This is a genomic window from Idiomarina abyssalis (assembly GCF_019797805.1).
Taxonomy (GTDB): domain Bacteria; phylum Pseudomonadota; class Gammaproteobacteria; order Enterobacterales; family Alteromonadaceae; genus Idiomarina; species Idiomarina abyssalis.
The window spans coordinates 2,521,137-2,537,919 of sequence record NZ_CP081832.1 but is presented as its reverse complement, the minus strand read 5'-3'; the positions used below and the strand labels follow the sequence as shown (position 1 = coordinate 2,537,919).

Annotated in this window: 15 protein-coding genes; 11 read left to right on the top strand and 4 right to left on the bottom strand. The window is 49.4% G+C overall.

Features of this window, described 5'->3' with window-relative positions; all coding sequences use genetic code 11:
• From dapF to K5X84_RS12150, 6 genes are all read left to right on the top strand, one after another.
• The gene (gene dapF, locus K5X84_RS12175) at positions 1–828 is read left to right on the top strand and encodes a diaminopimelate epimerase (RefSeq protein WP_054490491.1); all 828 of its coding nucleotides are present in this window, start codon (positions 1–3) and stop codon (positions 826–828) included.
• Positions 825–1,520, top strand: coding sequence for a DUF484 family protein (locus tag K5X84_RS12170; RefSeq protein ID WP_054490489.1), 696 nt, complete (start codon positions 825–827; stop codon positions 1,518–1,520). Before dapF ends, K5X84_RS12170 begins: the two co-directional genes overlap by 4 nt.
• Positions 1,507–2,409: a tyrosine recombinase XerC gene (locus K5X84_RS12165; protein WP_199494857.1), complete on the top strand. Its 903-nt coding sequence runs from the start codon at positions 1,507–1,509 to the stop codon at positions 2,407–2,409. The genes K5X84_RS12170 and K5X84_RS12165 overlap by 14 nt, the downstream gene beginning before the upstream one ends.
• Positions 2,410–2,435: 26 nt before the next feature.
• On the top strand, positions 2,436–3,146 hold the full coding sequence (locus K5X84_RS12160) for an HAD-IA family hydrolase (RefSeq protein WP_199494856.1): 711 nt from the start codon (positions 2,436–2,438) through the stop codon (positions 3,144–3,146).
• Between the two features lie 97 nt (positions 3,147–3,243).
• Positions 3,244–5,415 (top strand): DNA helicase II, encoded by a 2,172-nt coding sequence (uvrD, locus tag K5X84_RS12155; RefSeq protein ID WP_222236022.1) that lies wholly within the window; start codon positions 3,244–3,246, stop codon positions 5,413–5,415.
• 75 nt (positions 5,416–5,490) lie between these two features.
• On the top strand, positions 5,491–5,913 hold the full coding sequence (locus tag K5X84_RS12150; RefSeq protein ID WP_054490482.1) for an OsmC family protein: 423 nt from the start codon (positions 5,491–5,493) through the stop codon (positions 5,911–5,913).
• Here the strand turns inward: K5X84_RS12150 and rarD are convergent.
• Together rarD and K5X84_RS12140 are read right to left on the bottom strand one after the other, a co-directional pair.
• Positions 5,890–6,825, bottom strand: coding sequence for an EamA family transporter RarD (rarD, locus tag K5X84_RS12145; RefSeq protein ID WP_222236021.1), 936 nt, complete (start codon positions 6,823–6,825; stop codon positions 5,890–5,892). The genes K5X84_RS12150 and rarD overlap by 24 nt on opposite strands.
• 25 nt (positions 6,826–6,850) lie before the next feature.
• Complete coding sequence (locus K5X84_RS12140; RefSeq protein WP_054490478.1) at positions 6,851–7,315, bottom strand: thioesterase family protein; 465 nt, start codon at positions 7,313–7,315, stop codon at positions 6,851–6,853.
• A gap of 60 nt (positions 7,316–7,375) precedes the next feature.
• Between K5X84_RS12140 and recQ the strand changes: the two genes are divergently transcribed.
• From recQ to K5X84_RS12125, 3 genes are read left to right on the top strand one after another with little or no spacing between them, the layout of a single operon-like run.
• Complete coding sequence (recQ, locus tag K5X84_RS12135) at positions 7,376–9,220, top strand: DNA helicase RecQ (RefSeq protein WP_222236019.1); 1,845 nt, start codon at positions 7,376–7,378, stop codon at positions 9,218–9,220.
• A gap of 9 nt (positions 9,221–9,229) precedes the next feature.
• A complete protein-coding gene (locus K5X84_RS12130; RefSeq protein WP_054490475.1) occupies positions 9,230–9,490 on the top strand; it encodes a DUF3630 family protein in 261 nt (86 codons plus the stop codon).
• On the top strand, positions 9,483–12,266 hold the full coding sequence (locus K5X84_RS12125) for an EAL domain-containing protein (protein ID WP_222236018.1): 2,784 nt from the start codon (positions 9,483–9,485) through the stop codon (positions 12,264–12,266). Before K5X84_RS12130 ends, K5X84_RS12125 begins: the two co-directional genes overlap by 8 nt.
• A gap of 36 nt (positions 12,267–12,302) precedes the next feature.
• Here K5X84_RS12125 and K5X84_RS12120 read toward each other — a convergent pair whose 3' ends face one another.
• Positions 12,303–12,776, bottom strand: a complete 474-nt coding sequence (locus K5X84_RS12120; protein WP_199494850.1) for an Hsp20 family protein — start codon at positions 12,774–12,776, stop codon at positions 12,303–12,305.
• A 243-nt stretch (positions 12,777–13,019) separates the two neighbouring features.
• Between K5X84_RS12120 and K5X84_RS12115 the strand changes: the two genes are divergently transcribed.
• Positions 13,020–14,024 carry a hypothetical protein gene (locus K5X84_RS12115; RefSeq protein ID WP_222236016.1) on the top strand — a complete coding sequence of 335 codons (1,005 nt, stop codon included), beginning with the start codon at positions 13,020–13,022 and terminating at the stop codon, positions 14,022–14,024.
• A gap of 12 nt (positions 14,025–14,036) precedes the next feature.
• Positions 14,037–14,861 carry a mechanosensitive ion channel family protein gene (locus tag K5X84_RS12110; RefSeq protein WP_222236015.1) on the top strand — a complete coding sequence of 275 codons (825 nt, stop codon included), beginning with the start codon at positions 14,037–14,039 and terminating at the stop codon, positions 14,859–14,861.
• Here K5X84_RS12110 and K5X84_RS12105 read toward each other — a convergent pair.
• Positions 14,858–16,690 (bottom strand): ABC transporter ATP-binding protein, encoded by a 1,833-nt coding sequence (locus K5X84_RS12105; RefSeq protein WP_222236014.1) that lies wholly within the window; start codon positions 16,688–16,690, stop codon positions 14,858–14,860. The two genes, K5X84_RS12110 and K5X84_RS12105, sit on opposite strands and share 4 nt — an antisense overlap.
• Between the last annotated feature and the right edge of the window lie 93 nt (positions 16,691–16,783).

Sequence of the window (16,783 nt, the reverse complement as noted above, 5' to 3'; positions counted from 1 at the left end):
ATGTTATTACATTTTTCAAAAATGCACGGGCTCGGCAACGACTTTATGGTGGTGGATAATGTCACCCAGAATTTATATGTGAATCCGGACCAAATTCGTCGTTGGGCAGACCGGCACACAGGCATTGGCTTTGACCAAATGCTGCTGGTTGAACCACCCTATGACCCCGACCTGGACTTCCATTATCGCATTTTTAACGCAGACGGCAGCGAAGTTGCGCAATGTGGTAACGGTGCCCGTTGTTTCGCAAAGTTTGTCAAAGCCAAAGGCTTAAGCAATAAAAACCATCTTAAGGTCAGCACCAAAGCGGGCAAAATGGTTTTGCATTTAGAAAAGGACGGACAAGTAACGGTGGATATGGGCGAGCCCTTATTCGAACCGGCGGCGGTGCCTTTCAAAGCGCAAAAAGCGGAACAGACTTACGTTTTACGAGTAAAAGATGAAACCGTTCTGTGCGGCGTTTTGGGGTTAGGCAATCCGCATTGTGTTATTGCAGTGGATAACGTCGATACGGCACCAGTGCAGACTCTTGGCGCTGACTTAGCTGCGCATGAGCGCTTTCCGGAAAGTGTGAATGTAGGTTTCATGCAGAAAATATCCGCGGATGAAATAAAACTGCGCGTATTTGAGCGTGGAGTCGGTGAGACCATGGCCTGTGGCAGTGGCGCCTGCGCTGCAGCTGTCGCGGGCATTCAACAAGGTTTACTGAACGAACGAGTAAAAGTCAGCTTGCCGGGTGGAGATTTGCTTATTCGCTGGCAACAAGGGCATCCGGTTAAAATGACCGGCCCCGCAGAATTGATTTACGATGGACAAATGGTGTTATGAGTAGCGAATCGAACATAATGGCAAATGAACGGCTGGACGACAGCCTTATCAGAGAATACTTACAAGAGAACCCTGACTTTTTCACGCGAAACGATGATCTGCTGACTCAACTGCAGTTTCAGCACAGTGAAAAAGGAGCGGTGTCGTTAATAGAGCGTCAGCAACAGAAGCTGCGTTTGCGCGTGAATCAACTGGAAGAAGAAATTACCGAGTTGATGATTAACGCACGTCGTAACGAGGCTATTTTTTCTGCTTACAGTAACTTGTATGTTCGCCTTCTGCGTTGCCAAAGTCTGACTCAGGTACTGGAAGAGTTAGAAAACACCTTTGAAAATGAACTGGAAATGCCGGCTTTGTCACTCAAGTTCTTTGACAGCCCTGTGGAGCTGGATGAGCAATACAGCTTTGCTTCCGACACTCACAAAAAGCTGTTGAGCAAGCGCTTTAATGACAGCTCTATTTATCTTGGGCGTTTAACCGAGCAGGAGCATAAGCTGTTGTTCCAGGACGAAGACATAGCCTCAGTTGCTTTACTGCTGCTGGGCGACAACGGTGAGTTGGGTATGCTTGCGGTTGGCAATACCAATGCCAGCCACTTTGAGCCGGCAATGGACAAATTATTGATCAATCAGCTACAGGCTCTGCTAAGTGCATTGTTACCGGGGCTACTGAAAAACCATGAAGCTGCATGACTGGCAGCAAAAATGGATGCAACAACTGCAGGGAGAGCGAGGGTTAGCAGAGCTGACGCTGAAGAACTATCAGCGTCTTATTGCCGCTGACCTGGCTGCTCTTGAACTGCAAAAAATAACTGAACCTAAAGCACTGCGTGTGCCTGTTATTGAGCGGCTTTTAGTTGGCTGGCGCCGCAATGGTCTGGGTGAGCGCAGTATTGCTTTAAAACTATCGGCGTGGCGGACATTTTGCCAGTTCATGGTGGAATCTAACGCTATGGATGATAACCCCGCCATGTCGGTATCAGCTCCGAAGATCCCCAAACGCTTACCCAAAAACCTCGATGTGGACAGTATTTCCCATTTACTGGACTTACCCACAGATGATGACCTGGCGATTCGCGATGCCGCCATGATGGAGCTGCTGTATGCCAGTGGTATTCGTCTGGCGGAGCTGGTCAGCCTTGATCGAGATGACATTGATCACCGTATGATGCAATTAAGGGTAACGGGTAAAGGCAGCAAAACGCGCATTGTGCCCTTTGGCCGCTGCGCAGAAAAAGCCTTAAAGAAATGGTTGTCAGTCCGTCAATCCTGGCTTAACGAAAAGCCCGAGCTGGCGCTATTTGTCAGTAAAAGGCTGCAGCGTATTAGTCCGCGTACTGTGCAGCAGCGGCTGAATTACTGGGGTAAGCAGCAAGGTGTAGTGGGTGACTTGCATCCGCATAAACTGCGGCATTCATTTGCTTCTCACATGCTGGAATCCAGTGGTGACCTGCGTGCTGTGCAGGAAATGTTAGGGCACGCTAACTTATCCACAACTCAGGTGTATACACATTTAGATTTTAAGCGTTTAGCCAGTGTTTATGACAGCGCTCACCCGCGTGCCCGGAAAAAATCGACCTAAATTCAACTCAATGAGAGTAATGCGTTATGCAGTTTCATCGCCGTTGGTATTTGCCCAAAGTCATTAGTTTTGATTTAGACGACACACTGTACGACAACGTGCCGGTTATGCAGCGCGCAGAGAAAGCGGTGCATAACTACATTACAGAACAATTTCCGCAAACCGCTGAGTGGGATATGCACCACTGGCGTCGTTTTCGTGACGAAGTCAGCCGAACCGATCAAGCTCTGGCCAGCGATATGACCAAGCTTCGACTGAAAACACTGGAGTTAGGGTTAAAAAAGTTCGGTATTGGTGACGTATCAAAGGCCGCAAACACCATAATGGATGTGTTTTTGTCTGAGCGTAGTAATTTTCAGGTGCCATACAACAGTTTTGAGTTACTTGAAGCATTATCGCAGCATTACAAACTGATAGCGCTTAGCAATGGTAATGTCGATGCCGGAAAAATAGGCTTGGCGAAATACTTTGATCAGGTGATTCAGCCAGGAGACGGCATTCGGGGTAAACCTTTGCCCGATATGTTTGCGGCGGCGCAACGTGAATTGCCTAATTTGCAGCCGCATGAGTTTTTACACGTGGGTGATCATCCTTATTCCGATGTTCTTGGTGCGCAGCGTCATGGCTGGCAGTCGGCCTGGCTAACCTCCGGGCTGGGAACCTCAGAACATTTGTCGGTATTACCAACGGTTACTTTGCATAATCTGAGTCAGCTTCAGCAACTTCTGCTGGACTAAAGCGTCTGATTAACTACTGGTTGCTTATACAGTGATGCGCTATTACACTGGCGCATTAACGCAACACAGTTCCCAATAATGACTTAGGTGACCGCAGATGAGTACACACCCGCTTCTGGCAGATTTAAATGAACGACAGCAACAAGCCGTGTCTGCAACAGACGGGCATATGCTGGTTCTGGCGGGAGCCGGTAGTGGCAAAACCCGTGTGTTAGTGCACCGCATCGCCTGGCTTATTCAGGAGCGGCAGTATTCGCCTTTTAGTGTGCTGGCGGTTACCTTTACCAATAAAGCAGCGGCGGAAATGCGTGGTCGTGTTGAGCAACTGGTTGGCAGCTCAGTGCGCGGTATGTGGATTGGTACCTTCCATGGTCTGGCGCACCGCCTTTTGCGCGCGCACTACATGGATGTCGGGTTGCCCCAGAACTTTCAGATCCTCGACAGCGATGACCAACATCGGCTGATTAAACGCTTAATTAAAAGTTTAAACCTGGACGACAAACGTTGGCCGGCAAAGCAGGCGCAGTGGTACATCAACGGTAAAAAAGACGAAGGTTTGCGCCCGCAGCACATTGAAACTTACGACCCGACAGAGCAAACCCTAAAAGAAATCTATACTTTGTATCAGGAAAGCTGTGATCGGGCTGGTCTGGTCGACTTTGCGGAGTTGTTATTACGGGCACACGAATTATTGCGCAATAACCGGATTGTCCGCGAGCATTACCAAAACCGTTTCCGGCATATTCTGGTGGACGAGTTCCAGGATACCAACTCCATACAATATGCCTGGGTGCGTTTACTGGCTGGCGAAAGAAACAGCGTGACTATTGTGGGTGACGATGATCAGTCCATTTACGGTTGGCGTGGTGCTAAAGTTGAAAACATCCATCAGTTTTTATCCGACTTTGAAGGCGCAGAAACCATTCGTCTGGAGCAAAACTATCGTTCAACCAGCACCATATTGCGCGCAGCAAACTCGGTTATTTCCAATAACTCTGGGCGGCTGGGTAAGGACTTATGGACTGACGGTAACGATGGCGAGCCCATTAGCCTTTATGCCGGTTTCAATGAAATGGATGAAGCCCGGTACATTGTTGCCCGCATTGAAGAATGGAGAGATCAGGGCGGTTCGCTGCAAGACGCGGCTCTTTTGTACCGAAGTAACGCACAATCGCGTATTTTAGAGGAAGCTTTGCTGCACGCACGTATTCCCTATCGTATTTATGGCGGTTTACGTTTCTTCGACCGTCAGGAAATTAAAGATGCACTCGCCTATTTGCGAATTCTGGGTAATCGGGACGATGACGCCGCTATTGAACGAGTGATCAACACACCAACCCGGGGTATCGGAAACCGAACTCTGGAAATGATCCGTCAGGCCGCCCGCGAACGTGGCGAGTCTTTATGGCAGGCTTCAAAGTACATGGTGAATGAAAAGCAGCTGGCCGGTCGTGCGCGCAATGCGGTTGGCTCTTTTCTCGATTTTATGGAAGCTCTGGACGACGAAACCGAAGAGTTTTCGTTAGGTCGCCTGAGCGACGAAGTCATTAAGAAGAGCGGCCTTATGGCCATGTACGAAGCCGAAAAAGGCGAAAAAGCGGAAACCCGGGTAGAAAACTTAAAAGAGCTGGTTACGGCTTGCGAGAACTTTACCCTGGATGACGCCGAAGAGGACATGACCCCTTTGAACGCTTTTCTGGCGCACGCAGCTCTTGAGGCTGGTGAAGAGCAGGCCGATGAATATCAGGACGCGGTGCAGCTAATGACGTTACACAGTGCCAAGGGTCTGGAATTTCCGTTGGTATTTATGACCGGCGTGGAGGAAGGCTTGTTTCCGTCCCAGCAGTCTATGGATGAACCAGGAAGGTTGGAAGAGGAGCGGCGACTTTGCTACGTGGGAATGACCCGCGCCATGCAAAAGTTAGTGCTTACTTACGCTGAGCAGCGCCGTATTTATGGTCAGGAATTGTTTCACAAAGTCAGCCGCTTTATAAGCGAAATTCCGCCGGACACGCTGCACGAAGTGCGCATACAAACCAAAGTTGAAAAGCCCAGTAGTTATAGCCGATTTAATAACGCAGCCAGCCATGAGGCCTTTGAGCAGACCGGGTACTCACTTGGGCAACGTGTACGCCACCCGAAATTTGGCGAGGGTACGGTATTGAACTACGAAGGCACCGGGCCGCAATCCAGAGTCCAGATCAATTTCGATAACGTCGGCAGTAAGTGGCTGGTTGTTTCGTATGCGCGCCTGGATCCCGTCTTCTGAAGTGTAAAGTAGTGATCAAAAAATGCGTTCTTCGACTATGTTTAAAGTACATACATACTATGTCGGAGGCATTTTATGAAACGCTCTGCAAATGCACAGTGGAAAGGCAGTATTAAAGAAGGTTCAGGTGTTGTTTCAACGCCAAGTGGTGTTTTAGACAGTACCCAATACTCATTTAAGAGTCGGTTTGAAGACGGCAAGGGCACTAACCCTGAAGAGCTTCTTGGTGCTGCGCACGCAGGCTGCTACGCCATGGCGTTTTCGTTAATGCTGGGAGAATCTGGCTATGAGCCGGACAGTATTGACGCCAAAGCCGAAGTCTCCTTAGAGGAAGACGGTGATGGCTTCAGCATTGCGAAAATTCACTTAACCGTTAAAGCCAGCATTCCGGATATTGACGAAAGCAAATTCCAGAAACTGGCAGAAAAAGCGAAAGACGGCTGTCCGGTCAGTAAGGTGTTGAACGCTGACATCTCAATGGATGCCAGCCTCAGCTGAAGCTAATCGCTTCTTCGCCTTACGATCCCGCTGGCGCTGTATTATTGAATCGAAACTGTACAGTGCCAGCGCACTCCAAATAATAATGAAGGTAACCAGCTTACTTTCTTCTAAAGGCTCACCGTAAACCGCCACCGCTAATATGAACATTAATGTTGGCGCAATATACTGGAAAAAGCCCAGTGTCGCATAACGTAAGCGTTGTGCTGCCGCCGTAAAACACAGCAGTGGAATAGTTGTTACCAGCCCGGCCGCTACTAAAAGCAGATTTAAGGTCCACGGGTTAGCGGTTAAGTCACTGCTGGCTGACTGTGCGAAGCCAAATAGGTAAATCAGCATAACCGGCAGCAAAATAGCCGTTTCGAGCCACAGCCCGCAAATGGAATCGACCGGCAGACGTTTGCGAATGGCACCATAAATGGCAAAGCTAGAGGCTAAAGCCAGGGCAACCCAGGGCACAGAGCCAAAGGTAATAACCTGAATAGAAACCCCTACCACCGCCATACCAATGGCAATTAACTGTAACCGACGCATACGCTCGGCGAAAAAGGCCATACCAATAGCTACGTTCAATAGTGGGTTAATGTAGTAGCCCAGGCTGGCGTCCAGCATATGGTCGGTGTTTACCGCCCAAATAAACAAAAACCAGTTGCCGCCCAGTAAGCAAGTGGCAAGAGTCAGACGCAGTACCAGTTTGCGGCTTTTCAGAATAGGACGAATGCGATCCAGCCGCTTCATGGCAACGATCAGCACAAACACCATTAAAAACGCCCAAATAATACGGTGGGAGAGTATCTCGAACGCAGGCACCTGCTTTACCAGTTTGAAATAAACCGGTGCAATGCCCCAAAAGGTGTAGGCAGCAAGTGCGAAAAAAACGCCATGCCGCGCCCGAACTGCGTCATCGGACATAGTGGGAATCCTTATTTAATCTGCGTTAGCCGACCAGGTAAGTACCGGTTCCAAACGCTATGTGCGTGCCTTCTTCGTTGTGCAATTCCATCCGCGCTACCGCCACTTTGTTGCCTGAGCGGATAATGGTTGCGCTGGCAATAAACTCAGTGCCACGGCCCGGACGGAGGTAATCAACCCGAAGGTCAATAGTACCACAACGGCTCAGCCGCTCCATTAAATAAGCTTCAGAAGGTGACTCCAGTCTGTCGACCATGCCGGCAATAGCGACCAGTCCTCCGGCGGTATCCAGCGCCGTAGCCGTAACCCCGCCGTGCAACATACGCTGTGGTACATTGCCCATAAGCTGGTCTTGCCATTTAAATCGAATTTCACCACGGGCAGGGTTAAATTCCGTAATTTCCAGGCCAAGCAGTGCCTGGAACGGAACCTGAGTGTTCATAAACTCGGAAACTTTTGTCAGTATTGTTTGTGTATTCATTTTCGGCATGGTGATTAACGAACAGGACGCTTACAATAAGAGCATGTTACTCGGGAAGTCAATATAACCATGCACAGCAGTACCGCCGAAAAAACGCAGTTTGATCCGCTTCAGCAGCAGCTTGAGTCTACCTTTGGCTACCATCAGTTTCGCGATGGTCAGCAGGATATTATGCAGGCCGCTATGCAGGGGCGTGACTCGCTGGTACTGATGCCAACCGGTGGCGGCAAGTCGCTTTGTTACCAGTTGCCGGCCATTTGTGGTGACGGCCTTACTCTGGTTATTTCGCCGTTGCTGTCATTAATGCAGGACCAGGTCGAGGCACTTAAGGCATTAGATATTTCAGCGGCAACGCTGCATTCGGGGGTAACATCACAAGAATCCATGGCAACAATGCAAGGGCTACAGAGCGGTGACATTAAGCTGTTGTACGTAAGCCCTGAGCGAGTTTTGCAGCCCTCCTTTATTGAGCGGCTGCAGTCATTAAAGCTCAATTTTATTGCGGTGGACGAAGCGCACTGTATCAGCCAGTGGGGGCACGACTTCCGGCCTGAATACGGCAAACTCGGAGTACTGCGTAATTACCTGCCCAATGTGCCTTTTATGGCATTAACGGCAACTGCCGACTCTGCAACCCAGCACGACATTATTGAACGACTGTGTTTGCGCGAACCTTTGGTGCACCGCAGTTCATTTGACCGCCCCAACATTCGTTACGTGGTACAGGAAAAGTACAAGCCGCTGAAGCAGGTTCGTGACTACGTTAAAAAGCAAAAAGGCGCCGCCGGTATTATTTATTGCGGTAGCCGCAAGAAAACCGAAGAGCTGTCTGAAAGTCTTCAACAAGCTGGCGTGCGCGCTGCGCCCTACCACGCCGGTATTGAGCATCAGATAAAGGAAAGTACCCTGCGGCAGTTTCTGCGTGACGACATAGACGTTGTTGTGGCAACAGTGGCCTTTGGCATGGGTATTAATAAGCCGAACATTCGTTTTGTCATTCATTTTGATATTCCACGCAGCGTGGAGTCTTATTATCAGGAAACCGGGCGTGCCGGTCGCGACGGCCTGCCGGCAGAAGCGCTTATGCTTTATGACCCGCGCGACGCGCAGTGGATACGGCGGATGATAGAAGAGCAGGAAAATGAGCAGCGACGCCTGGTTGAGGCGCAAAAGTTTTCAGCAATGCAAGCCATGGCAGAAGCCCAGACCTGTCGACGCCTGGTGGTGCTGAATTATTTTAATGAATACTCGGATAAAGAATGTGGAAACTGTGACTTGTGCCTGGATCCGCCGCAACGCTATGACGGTCTGGAAGATGCCCAAAAGGCGCTGAGCTGCGTGTACCGGGTAGGCCAACAGTTTGGTATTAACCATGTGGTTGAGGTTTTACGCGGCTCAAAAGCGCAACGGGTTATCGAGCTCGGACACGACCAACTTAGTACCTATGGCCTGGGCAAATCGGAAACACAGGAGCATTGGTTTTCAGTCTTACGACAGCTGATTCATCGAGGACTTATTCTGCAGGATATACGCCGTTTTGCGGCGCTTCAGCTTACTGACGCAGCGCGTCCGGTGTTAAAGGGTGAAGTTCCGTTGGAACTGGCCAAGCCGAGAATCGAATTAACCGCTACCAAAACCCGTATTACCGACCGTGGCGACTATAATAAAATATTGTTCCGGCGTTTACGTAAATTACGTAAAGACATTGCCGACCGTGACCAAGTGCCACCATTCGTTGTCTTTAGCGATGCAGCATTAGTTGAAATGTGTGTGCACTATCCCACAACAGCCAAAGATATGTTAGAAATCAATGGCGTTGGGGAAGTGAAACTGGCACGTTATGGTGATGACTTTATGCACGCCGTGGAAGCCTTTCTGTCCGGAGCCAGCGAGCGACAATTATTTAACGGGTAATAAACAGCAATGGAAGACAATGTCATTACGTTAAAAAGTACACCACCGGAAGCCGAGCTTGAGCTTTGGGTTGATGAGCTTTGTGAGCGTATTGGAGCCACTGTTCGTGAAAGAGAACAAGCGGCAGATCAGTTTTGCTGGCGCTTAAGTATAAACCAGCGCCACTGGTTATTGTTTTACTCTGAAATTTGCGATGCCACCTGGCTGCAGGCATTGGAAGAGCCGCAGCCTGCGGTACAAGCGAAATTGGCGGAGCATGGCTATGTTTAGATATTGGTTGGTCGGGTTATTATTCGCTTTAGGGTTAAGCCAGTCTGCGGCTGCTCAGGAGCCGCTTACCGTTTCTCCGCAAACTTCCAGACTCATGCTGAATGAATATCTGAACTATCGTGTTGTGGATAAGAGTTTAAATGTTGAAAATATAGCGGTGAATGAACCCCAGCGATGGCTCAGCCCTTCACAACTGCAGGACCATAATTACGCCGGTGAGCGACCAAATGTCTGGGGCGTTATCCCTCTGTTTAACCGCAGTAATGCCCCCCTGACTTTTCATCTTAAGTTCGGCGATCCTTATTTGGAAAAAGTTGGTGTCTACTTACTGGATAAAGAAGGCCAAATAACAAGCCAAAGCATCAGTCGTTTTTCGACGCCAATTTTACAGCGAGAGTATTTATCGCACGAGCAGGTGCTGCCCGTTACCATACCTGCAAACGAAATTGTCTGGCTGGCCGTATCGGTTCAGCAATGGCCAGAGCAAATGCCTTCCGTAAGCTTATGGCAACCCGGAGACTTGCAGCTGCGCCTGCAGCAACAACAAACTGCGCTGGGTGTTAATGCTGGTATCCTAATTTTATTAGCTCTGGCTGCAGCCACCTCGGCGAGGTTATTTGGTAGTCGTCTGTTAATTGCGTTTGGCACACTAACACTAGCCTTTACGTTGTCACTGCTGCTGCATAGCGGTGTCTGGATCACCTATTTTACGCCATACTCGCCGGACATAGCGGCAGTTTTGAAAGGCTACATTAGCCAGCTACTGATTGTTGCACTCAGTTGGTTTATCTGGGAGTGGTCGCGTTTTCGTTTCAAGCTATCGAGGTTTAACCGAATTGGTTACTCGGTAATGTTAATTGCTATCGCTATGACCATTTTATTGCCGTGGCTTCCGGAGCCTTGGCAGTTGGCGCTTATTTCCTGGGAAATTAACGCACTACTACTCTGGGGCGGTGTTGTCGTTGGGCGCAGTTTGCAGAAACAGCCTGTGTCAGGGCATCGCTGGCAAACCGCACTAATGGTACTCACCGTATTATCCGCCTGGTTATTAGTCTCTCCTCGTTATAATCCAATTTGGGAAGGGCTTTCAGGGCTTCTTTTGTATAGTGGTCTGACGCTGGTCACTATTATGTTTTTACTGGCATTAGAGCGTTACCGTCTCAGCCGTTTAATGCAACGTATTAGCCATTTAAAGCAAAACCGAAAAGCCTTGCGGCGCAGGTTATGGCGGCTGTTGAAACGAACCGGGGAAGGTTGGTTTCAGATGAATTCTGACGGCAGTATTAAGCAGGTTAACCGGCAAATGATGAGAATTCTCGCGGCGCACTCCGAAGAACAAATTCGGGCCAACTGGCCTAACGGGTTTAATATTGATGGTCAGCGGCAATTGGTTTCTATTGAACGTCTTGATGGTCGAAAAGTGTGGCTGGATATCGAGCTTTTCACTGATAATACCGGGCGTATAGCAGATGTTACTAAACGCATGGAAGCGGAAGTTCATTTGAATTTCCTGGCGCATCACGACGCCGTTACCGGGCTGCTCAACGTGCGGGAATTTCGGCGTTTATTACAAGACAGGCTGGATAAGAAAAAGACTTCAAGTGTGACTATTATTCGCCTCACAGGCTTGCAGATTATCGCTGACCAAGCGGGCTCCGACGGGCGTGATCAGGCTATATTGCAGTTGACCTTGTCGCTTCAGCAAAAAGCTCCGAAAAGTGCACGGGTTGCCCGTATTAGTGAAACGGAAATTGCCTTGTTAAGCCGTGAGGATGAGCAAGCCGCGTTTGCACAGGCTCATCGTTTGCTTCAGTTTTGCCGTGAGTTCCGTTTCAGCAGTGATAAGCGCATATTTCAGCTTACTGCACACGCCGGTATTTCCTACAGCGCAGATGAGGACGTTGCAGCCAGTACGTTAATGCGACAAGCGCGTGAGGCCGTTCAGCTTGCTATGCAGCAAGGTGACTACCGGGTGCATTCCTACAGTGAAGCCGATCAGAAACGTTTAATAGGCCAGGCCGAGGCGGAATGGGAAACTCGGTTGAAAAAGGCTTTAAGGGAAGAAGACTGGCAATTGTTTTCGCAGCCGCTTATCAGTGCGTCTAAAAGCGAAGACAAACACTGTTTCGAGGTATTGCTGAGGCTACCCGGCTCAGGCTCTGATGAAGCCATTGCACCGCAACAGTTTCTGAGATCAGCATTGCGGGCGGGTGTGATGGGTAAAGCCGACCGCTGGCTAGTTCGCGAAGTTATTGAGCACTTTAACGAACAACCGTTTCAGGCAAACAGAACCTGGCGTTGCCACATAAATTTGTCGGCGCAAAGTCTGGAGGACGTCGACTTCATTCGTTTTCTTGAGCAAATTCTTAAGCAGTCGGTGCTGCAACCGGAACAATTAATGTTTGAAGTGGCTGAGCCCGATGCCGACAAGTATTTTGATGAAACCTACCGTCTGTTCAAAGAGCTTCAGGGGCTGGGGGTTGGTACAGCGCTGGATCAGTTCGGAACGGGCTTTAATTCATTTCGTTTAATGCGGCAGCTGCCGTTAACGCAAATTAAGGTCAATCGCTTTTGGGTGCAGGACATGCTGGTGGACGCTGTTGATGCAGAACTGGTAGCTAGCTGTGTTCGTATCGCTAAAGTGCTTGGTATTGAGGTGTGTGCAGTAGGCGTTGAAAGTGACGAAGCGCGCATTAAGCTCACTCAGCTGGGTGTAGACTATGTCCAGGGGTTCGTCTGTGGGCACCCAGTAGAGTGGCAACGTCAGGAAAAATAGGGCGGCTAATTGCCGCCCCTCATCCAGTGCTTAAGTTTAAGCAGCATTTTCCTTACTTTTGGAACGATCTTCCAGCAGGTCTTTAGTCGAGCTGCCAATGTTGATGCGTTTCGGCTTCATGGCTTCAGGAATGTTTTTCACCAAGCCGACCGTTAACAGACCGTTCTTTAAGGCTGCGCCTGTGACTTCAATGTGCTCAGCCAGGCTGAACTTACGTTCGAAGGCACGGTTTGCAATGCCGCGGTGCAGATACTCGCGTTTTTCGTTTTCTTCGGCTTTCTTGCCGGTCACACGAAGCACGCCGTTCTCTACTTCAATTTCCAGATCATCCTCTTCAAAACCTGCAACCGCCAGGGTAATGGCGTACTGGTTTTCTGCTACCAGTTCAATGTTGTAGGGAGGGTATCCGGTTGCACCAGTATCTGAGCGTAGTGCCGAATCCAGCAAAGATGCCATACGGTCAAAACCTACACTGCTACGATATAGAGGGCTTAAGTCGATAGTTGCCATAATAGTCATTCTCCTAAGAAGCAATAACGTTAATTGTAATAAACAAGTGACACACCATGTGTCGGTTACCATGTGTCGGTTTAAGGCGGCTCTCTCAGAGACACCGGCCTTAACTCTTATATGTGCACTGGTTAAATTGGTTTCAAGAGTCTATTTGCAAATTTTTCATTGGACTCTGCTTCAGGGCACTCTATTATCGTTGTTAAGCACTCACTTATTTTATCCGTGAAAAGGGACCTTAGAATGGCCGAAGAGCCAAAGAAAACGTGGCAATGGGTTACTGTTGATGAATATGAAAAGCCAGCCGTTCCTACCGTCATTAAGGTAAAAAAATGGTGGGGAAAATTTATTCGATGGATAACCCCTGAACAAGAGCAAGAAAGTGAGGATGACCAGTCGAGTGCGCTAGAGCTCAGTTTTGACGACGCAGCAGATGCTTTGGAACAGTGCTTTTCGGACTGGCTGGAGGACGACGAAGATAACAGCTTACGCTGGATAATCGCACCACCTCATTCAGGTGTTGAAGAAGCCGTAAAGAAGTGGGCTGAGAAGCATAGTCTCAGGGAAATGAGCCTGCCCGACAGAGAATCACTTTGCGACCCGGATGATTCTACTCTGCCTGAATTTTTGTCCAAGTCCGATGATAATAAGCCCTGGATAATGCCTCAGTTAGCGCATGGCTTCCTTCGCCAAACCAATGGGTTGCGGTGGGTGCGTGAATTCTTTTCTACTGTGCTTTCAGGCGAAGCAGGCAAAGGCGTTATTGTTTGTGACAGCTGGGCCTGGGCTTTTCTTGAAAAAGTCTGGCCGGTTCCGGTAAGCCAATTGTGGACTTTGCAGGGGCTGGATCAACCGGCGCTGGAGGAGCTTGGTTTGGCTCGTGGCGATGGTCGTTTGCGGGCATTAGCGGCGTTAAGTCGTGGTAACGCAGGTGTGGCTGCTGCCTATTCCGATCGTTACCAGCGCAGTAGCGAGAAACCTTTTGAAACACCCAGCATGCCTTCAGAGATTAACGATGCCACGGCTTTTGTCTGTTATGCTCTGCTGTTACACCGAGGTTTGAATAAAGGGCAGTTGGTTAAAGTGTTGCCAATCGTCTCCGGTAGTCAGCTTGAAATTCAGCTACAGGTTCTGCATCAGAGAGGTTTGATAGAGCTTGAGCAAGAGCTTTGGTATGTCACTGCACGCGGTTACCCGGTTGTCAGAGAATTGTTGGCCTCCAGGGGCTTTTGGTTAGACCGGTTTTAACGGGAGACATTAATGGAAACACGATCAGTAGACGACGTTACCGGACTCTTTAAATCGCTGGACGGCTTTGCGATTTTTGAGATTGCAGTGATTTTCGTTTTTGCACTAGCGATAGTTTGGCTGACTCAGCGTGTTCTACCTTGGGTTGCCTCCCACCTGCATGGTAAGCGCCGACTGTACACTTTGGCCTTAGTACCAATGATTCGCATACTGGTATTGGTTGTTGCTCTGGTTATGATCATGCCCCGGATCATTGAGCCAACGTTGCAGAACATGGTGGCAACACTGGGTGCAGCGGGCCTGGCTATAGGTTTTGCATTAAAAGACTATGTGAGTAGTTTAATTGCCGGAGTAGTGGCTATTCATGAAATGCCCTACCGACCGGGTGACTGGATAGAAGTTGACGGTAGTTATGGCGAAGTTACCCATATAGGCATGCGTACGGTCGAGTTAGTAACCAATGACGACACCGTTATTTGGGTACCACACTTAAAACTCTGGGATAACCTTATTCACAATGCGAACAACGGCGGCCCCAGTTTAATGTGCATTGCTGAATTTTATACTCAGCCAGAAGCCGACGCCTATCAAATACGAGATGCTCTGGAAGAAGTGGCTCTGACCAGCCCGTATTTACAGCTGGGCAAGCCCATAGCGGTAACAGCGGCTGAACAACCCTGGGGCACCAAATACCGCTTAAAAGCCTACCCGATAGACCCCAGACAGCAGTTTCAGTTTATTACTGACATGACAGCCCGGGGTAAAAAACGCTTAATGGAACTGGATGTACGCTTCGCCAAAATCGAATCAGACGAAGCGTACGAGCTAAAGCACTAAGCTTCTTTTGCTAAAAAACCACCCGACTGATGACGCCACAACTTAGCGTATAGACCATCCTGGGCAAGCAGCTGTTCGTGGCTGCCCTGCTCAATAATCTCACCCTGATCCATAACCACCAGCTTATCCATAGCAGCAATAGTCGATAAACGGTGAGCAATGGCAATAACGGTTTTGCCCTGCATCAGTTGGTATAGGTTTTCCTGAATGGCATTTTCTACTTCAGAATCGAGTGCCGAAGTGGCTTCGTCCAGAATCAGAATGGGGGCGTCTTTTAGCATGACGCGGGCTATGGCAATGCGCTGGCGCTGGCCGCCGGAGAGTTTCACGCCACGTTCACCCACGTGGGCATCCAGGCCGGTGCGGTCTTTGCTGTCACTTAAGTCCGCAATGAATTCTTCGCAATGAGCGCGTCGCACCGCATTCATGAGTTCCTCTTCACTGGCTCCCGGGCGACCATACAAAATGTTGTCACGCACTGAACGGTGTAGCAAAGAAGTGTCCTGAGTTACCATACCAATATTGGCGCGCAAACTGTCCTGCTGCACTTTATGGATGGCCTGGTCATCAATACGAACTTCACCGCCTTCAACATCATAAAAACGCAGTAACAAGTTCACCAGAGTGGATTTTCCGGCACCGGAGCGGCCAACAATGCCGACTTTCTCACCGGGTTTAATGTGCAGATTAAAGTCGTCCATTACGCCATGCCCCTTGCCGTAATGGAAACGCACATGATCGAAGGCTATGTCGCCGCATTCTACTTTTAAAGGCGGTGCGTCAGGTTCATCAACAATGCGTTGAGGTACGGCAATAGAGCCTATTCCGTCCTGAACAGTACCTATACTTTCAAACAGGGTCGACATTTGCCACATGACCATTTGTGACATACCAAATAAGCGCAGAACCAGGCCAATAACCACGGCAACAGCCCCCAGAGTGACGGCATTATCCATCCATAACACAATGGCGGTAGCGGCCGAGCTGAACAGCAGTGCGCAGTTAATAAAATAAAGGAAACCATAAAGCTGAGTGACCAGGCGCATTTGCTTGTGCACCGTGCCTAAAAAGGTATCCATACCGTCATGGGCGAAAGCCGCCTCACGCTGAGAATGCGAAAACAGCTTAACGGTTTGTATATTGGTGTAAGAGTCGACTATGCGACCGGTCATATTAGAGCGAGCGTCAGCCTGTTCGGCAGAAACTTTACCCAGCTTAGGCACAAAGAAACGCAGCAGCAGTGCGTAAAGAATAAGCCAGCACGCCAATGGCAGCATCATACGCCAGTCGGCATTGCCAATAATGACAAACATCCCCAGAAAATAGACGACGACATAGTTCACTATTTCAATAAAGGTCATGATGCACTGGCGCAGGGCGAGCGAGGTTTGCATCAACTTGGTGGCGACCCGGCCGGCAAACTCATCCTGGTAGTAGCTCATGGACTGCTTCATCAGGTAGCGGTGGCCCAGCCAGCGGATACGCATAGGGAAGTTGCCAAGCAGTGTCTGGTGGGTCAGTAAGGAGTGGAACCAGACCAGCAGAGGAAGGCCTAACAAAACCAGAGCGCTCATACCTAACAGCGGCCAGAACTGGTCGCTTAACAAGGTCTCTTTGTCCTGAGCGGCAAGCCAGTCGACAATCTGCCCTAAAAAGCCAAATAGCCAGACTTCAGCTACGGCAATGGCAGCCATAAGTAGCGCCGTAACCGCAAGAAAGGGGGTCGCACCTTTCGTATAATGCCAGCAGAAAGCAAAAAAGCCGGTAGGAGCCTGAGTGGGTTCCTCCGCAGGGAAAGGGTTTAATCGGCGCTCGAACCACGAAAACATTGCGTCACTCCTTGATATACATCAAGCTAAGAATATCAGGTTCGCATTCATTCAGCTTGTAAAAAATGGACATTTGAACAATAATGAGAACCA

Bases quoted from the DNA above. Each gene is read 5' to 3' on its own strand.
- recQ (WP_222236019.1), top strand. From the start codon at position 7,376: ATGCACAGCAGTACCGCCGAAAAAACGCAGTTTGATCCGCTTCAGCAG.
- K5X84_RS12160 (WP_199494856.1), top strand. From the start codon at position 2,436: ATGCAGTTTCATCGCCGTTGGTATTTGCCCAAAGTCATTAGTTTTGAT.
- K5X84_RS12105 (WP_222236014.1), bottom strand. From the start codon at position 16,690: ATGTTTTCGTGGTTCGAGCGCCGATTAAACCCTTTCCCTGCGGAGGAA.
- K5X84_RS12110 (WP_222236015.1), top strand. From the start codon at position 14,037: ATGGAAACACGATCAGTAGACGACGTTACCGGACTCTTTAAATCGCTG.
- uvrD (WP_222236022.1), top strand. From the start codon at position 3,244: ATGAGTACACACCCGCTTCTGGCAGATTTAAATGAACGACAGCAACAA.
- K5X84_RS12115 (WP_222236016.1), top strand. From the start codon at position 13,020: ATGGCCGAAGAGCCAAAGAAAACGTGGCAATGGGTTACTGTTGATGAA.
- K5X84_RS12140 (WP_054490478.1), bottom strand. From the start codon at position 7,315: ATGCCGAAAATGAATACACAAACAATACTGACAAAAGTTTCCGAGTTT.
- K5X84_RS12150 (WP_054490482.1), top strand. From the start codon at position 5,491: ATGAAACGCTCTGCAAATGCACAGTGGAAAGGCAGTATTAAAGAAGGT.
- K5X84_RS12170 (WP_054490489.1), top strand. From the start codon at position 825: ATGAGTAGCGAATCGAACATAATGGCAAATGAACGGCTGGACGACAGC.
- K5X84_RS12120 (WP_199494850.1), bottom strand. From the start codon at position 12,776: ATGGCAACTATCGACTTAAGCCCTCTATATCGTAGCAGTGTAGGTTTT.
- K5X84_RS12125 (WP_222236018.1), top strand. From the start codon at position 9,483: ATGTTTAGATATTGGTTGGTCGGGTTATTATTCGCTTTAGGGTTAAGC.
- K5X84_RS12130 (WP_054490475.1), top strand. From the start codon at position 9,230: ATGGAAGACAATGTCATTACGTTAAAAAGTACACCACCGGAAGCCGAG.
- dapF (WP_054490491.1), top strand. From the start codon at position 1: ATGTTATTACATTTTTCAAAAATGCACGGGCTCGGCAACGACTTTATG.
- K5X84_RS12165 (WP_199494857.1), top strand. From the start codon at position 1,507: ATGAAGCTGCATGACTGGCAGCAAAAATGGATGCAACAACTGCAGGGA.
- rarD (WP_222236021.1), bottom strand. From the start codon at position 6,825: ATGTCCGATGACGCAGTTCGGGCGCGGCATGGCGTTTTTTTCGCACTT.